General features: G+C 69.7%; 4 protein-coding genes. All 4 read right to left on the reverse strand.

Annotated features, from left to right (window positions below):
- Positions 1–494: trehalose-phosphatase (gene otsB / locus LPZ50_RS23320; protein WP_230665242.1), on the reverse strand; the 494-nt coding region annotated here is incomplete at its 3' end.
- Between the two features lie 131 nt (positions 495–625).
- The gene (locus LPZ50_RS23325) at positions 626–1,489 is read right to left on the reverse strand and encodes a hypothetical protein (protein WP_230665243.1); all 864 of its coding nucleotides are present in this window, start codon (positions 1,487–1,489) and stop codon (positions 626–628) included.
- Positions 1,486–2,463 carry an HpcH/HpaI aldolase/citrate lyase family protein gene (locus tag LPZ50_RS23330; protein WP_230665244.1) on the reverse strand — a complete coding sequence of 326 codons (978 nt, stop codon included), beginning with the start codon at positions 2,461–2,463 and terminating at the stop codon, positions 1,486–1,488. The genes LPZ50_RS23325 and LPZ50_RS23330 overlap by 4 nt, the downstream gene beginning before the upstream one ends.
- Positions 2,464–2,497: 34 nt before the next feature.
- Positions 2,498–3,297 (reverse strand): HpcH/HpaI aldolase/citrate lyase family protein (locus tag LPZ50_RS23335; RefSeq protein WP_230665245.1); only part of this gene is annotated, 800 nt, incomplete at its 5' end.

The following is a 3,297-nucleotide window of genomic DNA, read 5'->3' on the forward strand; positions in this document are numbered from 1 at the left end:
ATCAGGAAGATGTTGGTGACCGGCACGGTGATGGATACGAACAGCGCGATCATCAGCGCATGCACCGCCAGCCCGTGGCCCTTGGGTTCTATCCAGACGCCAGGCCAGTCGGCCACGCGCGCCTGCAGTCCGGCATGCACGGCATCCAGGCTGGGCGCGACGGGTGCCTGTACCACGGTGCCGTCCCGATCGCGTCGTTCCGCGCCATGGCCCGCGGCGTGGGGCAACACCAGGGGGTGCAGCAGGCGGTCCAGGTCCGCGCCCGGGCGGCCCGACACAATAGCCAGCGCGCCATCCAGGGCGCGATCGAGCCGTTGCAAGGCATCCAGCGTGGCATGCGGAATGGCCACCAGGTCCGGATCGGACCGGATCCCGGCCAGCGTGCCGTCCATGTCCAGGAACAACGCAACCCGATCCGGCGCCAGCAGGGGCGGTTGCCGCTCGTCCACAGAGGGCTCGGGCGGTAATAGATCGGGATTCTTCTGTCTTTGCATAACGCTCCATCCGGCTGCCATCGACCGGGCGGGGCAATGGGGTGCGGGAAGGTACGCAAGTATCGTGCCCGAGGGTGTGGAACCCTGTCCGGTGTCGGACACGCAAAGTGCCCGGCACCTTCGCCGCGGTTTCAGGGCGGGGGCAGCAGACGCTGCATGGCGTAGCCCATCACGACCATGCGGCTGATGGCCTGGCTGGTGAAAGCGGCCAGCGACGCCATGGCGGCGGCGCGCGCGGTAGGCTCCAGGGCGCCAGCGTCCACGTCAGGCAGGGGCAATTGGCGCGCGGCGACTTGGGCATCGCCCAGCGTACGGCGCACGGCCGCTTGCAGCACGCCGCCGCGCTGCGGTTGCGCCAGGGCGGTGCATGCCAATGCCAGGAAGCCCGGCCAATGAGCCAGGTGGCGATACAGGCTGCCGACAATGGCGGTGTCGGCAATCTGCCCATAACTATTCAACGTGCGGATCACCTGCAGCATGGCCGGCGACAGTGCATCCAGGCCGGGCAGGGCCAGGTGCGCCCCTGGCACGCGGGTGCCGCGCACACCCGGTACAGATGCCGCGCCCGCCACGGCCTGCGCAGGCGGTGTGCGGCATGCGGCGGAATCGGCCAGCCGCGCGCCGGCCGCCAACAGCGCCAACAGCGCACGTGCGTTGGCATGTCCGTAATCGGCCAGCAAACTGCCGATCTGCCGCTGCTGGCTTGCGTCGATGCCCACCAGCTGCAGGGCATCGGGCAGGCAAGGCTCGACCGCCACGTCCAGTTCCGGCACGCGCGCCAGGGCATCGGCGGCGTCATCGAAAAGCGGCAGCGCATACAGCGGCCGCACACTGGCCCATGTCCACGGCAGCGCGCCCGGGATCGTTGCCAGGTGGCGCCACACCAGGTTCACGAACGGCACGTTCAAGGTAACCCGGATGTCCTGGTACAGGGCCGCCAATTCGCCGGTGGCATCGGCCTCGGCAATGGCCGGCACCGGATCGGCCGCGCTCACCGCGCCCCCTGCCCGGCCTGCCGCTCGATCAGCGCCTGGCGTTGCGCAATGGCGTCGGCCTGCTTCAGGTGCGCCATATCGACCAGCACGCCGCCATCGCCCACCGCGCCCTGGCCCTGGCGGTTGGATGCATCGATCATGCCGCGGATGCGCGAGGCCCAGGCCTGCTGTTCGGGCGTGGGCGAGAACGCTTCGTTGGCCAGCCCGACCTGGGTTGGATGAATCGCCCACTTGCCTTCGAACCCCAGCGCCGCGGCACGCTGCGCGCACGCACGGAAGCCCTCGGCATCGCCGTAGTCCGTGAACGGCCCGTCGACAGGCCGCAGCCCGCAAGCGCGGCAGGCGTTGGCAATACGCGCCATCGCGAAATGCCACTGGTCGTTCCAGTGCCGCTCGCGCGCGCCGTCCTGCCCATGCGTCAGGACGGCGTAGCGCGGGCTGGGCGTGCCGAACACCGGGTCGTAAGTGCGCATGTCCACGGTGTAATCGCCCACCCCGAAAATCATGGCTTCCAGGCGGCTGGAGCTGGCCGCAATGGCTTCGACATTGGCTACGCCGCGCGCGGTCTCGATCAGCACTTCGATGCCGGTGCGCTTGGCACGGCCGGTCTCGCGTTCGATCAGCGCCAGGGCCTGGTCCACGAACTGCACGTCGAAGGCCGACCCAGCCTTGGGCAGCAGGACCAAGTCCAGCCGGGGAGCCTGGCGCGCCACGTCCACGATGTCTTCCAGCGCCCACGGCGTGTCCAGCCCGTTGACCCGCACGGCCAGCGTCTTTGCGCCCCAATCTATTTCATTGAGCGCCGCGATGGCCTGGCCGCGCGCCTGCGCCTTCAGCTGCGGCGCCACGGCGTCCTCCAGGTCCAGGAACACCACGTCGGCGGCACTGGTTGCCGCCTTCGCGAAGAACTGCGGACGGCTGGCCGGCACCGCCAGCTCGGAACGGTGCAGGCGCAGGGGAACGGAATGTGTCATGAATGGAACTCCATGAAAAATGCCAGGATGCCCGTCAGCCCTGTAGCCGGCGCGCTTCGATGGCCTGGGCGCGCGCCAGCAGGCGGCGCGCTGGCGGCACCAGGTCCACCGCGACGAAAACCCCGTCGACCACCCCCGTGCCATGCCCGCTGCGCAAGCCGGCCTCGTAAGCCGCCACGATGCGGCGCGCCCGGTCGATCTGGGCGTCGCCAGGCGTGAACACTGCGTTGACCGGATCGACCTGGCTGGGATGAAAAACCACCTTGCCGCCAAAGCCCAGCCGGCGCGCGGTGTCCGCGTCGCGCCGGGCTGCCTCGGGGTCCTTCACGTCCAGGAAGTAGGCAGCATCGATGGCCGCCAGGCCGGCGGCGGCGGCCGCCGCCGCCACCACCGAACGCGGGTAATGCAGGGTGGCGTCTTCCACGGACGCGCCCAATGCCGACGTATAGTCCCCCGACCCGAAAAACAGCGCCGTGGTGCGCCGGCAGGCATCGGCGATGGGCAGGGCGCGCAGAATCCCGCGCGGTGTTTCCAGCATCACGATCAGATCCAGCGGCTGCCCTCGCCCCTGGGCCGTCTCCAGTTCGGCCAGCCGCGCATCCAGCGCAAGCAGCGTGTCCGGCGATTCCACCTTGGGCACCATGATGGAATCCACGCAGGCCAATGGCAGGGCCCGCAAGTCCTGCAGGGCGTCGTCCGTGTCCAACCCGTTGATGCGCACGCAACGCTCCGGGCCCTGGGCAGGCAAGGCGCGCAACGCCCGGGCCACGCAGTCGCGGGCGTGCGCCTTGCGGTCGGGCGGCACGCTGTCCTCCAGGTCGAACACCACCGCAT

This window comes from Bordetella petrii (genome assembly GCF_020991325.1).
Lineage (GTDB): Bacteria > Pseudomonadota > Gammaproteobacteria > Burkholderiales > Burkholderiaceae_B > Bordetella_A > Bordetella_A petrii_E.

Coding starts and splice junctions, on each gene's coding strand:
- LPZ50_RS23330 (WP_230665244.1), bottom strand. CDS start 2,463: ATGACACATTCCGTTCCCCTGCGCCTGCACCGTTCCGAGCTGGCGGTG.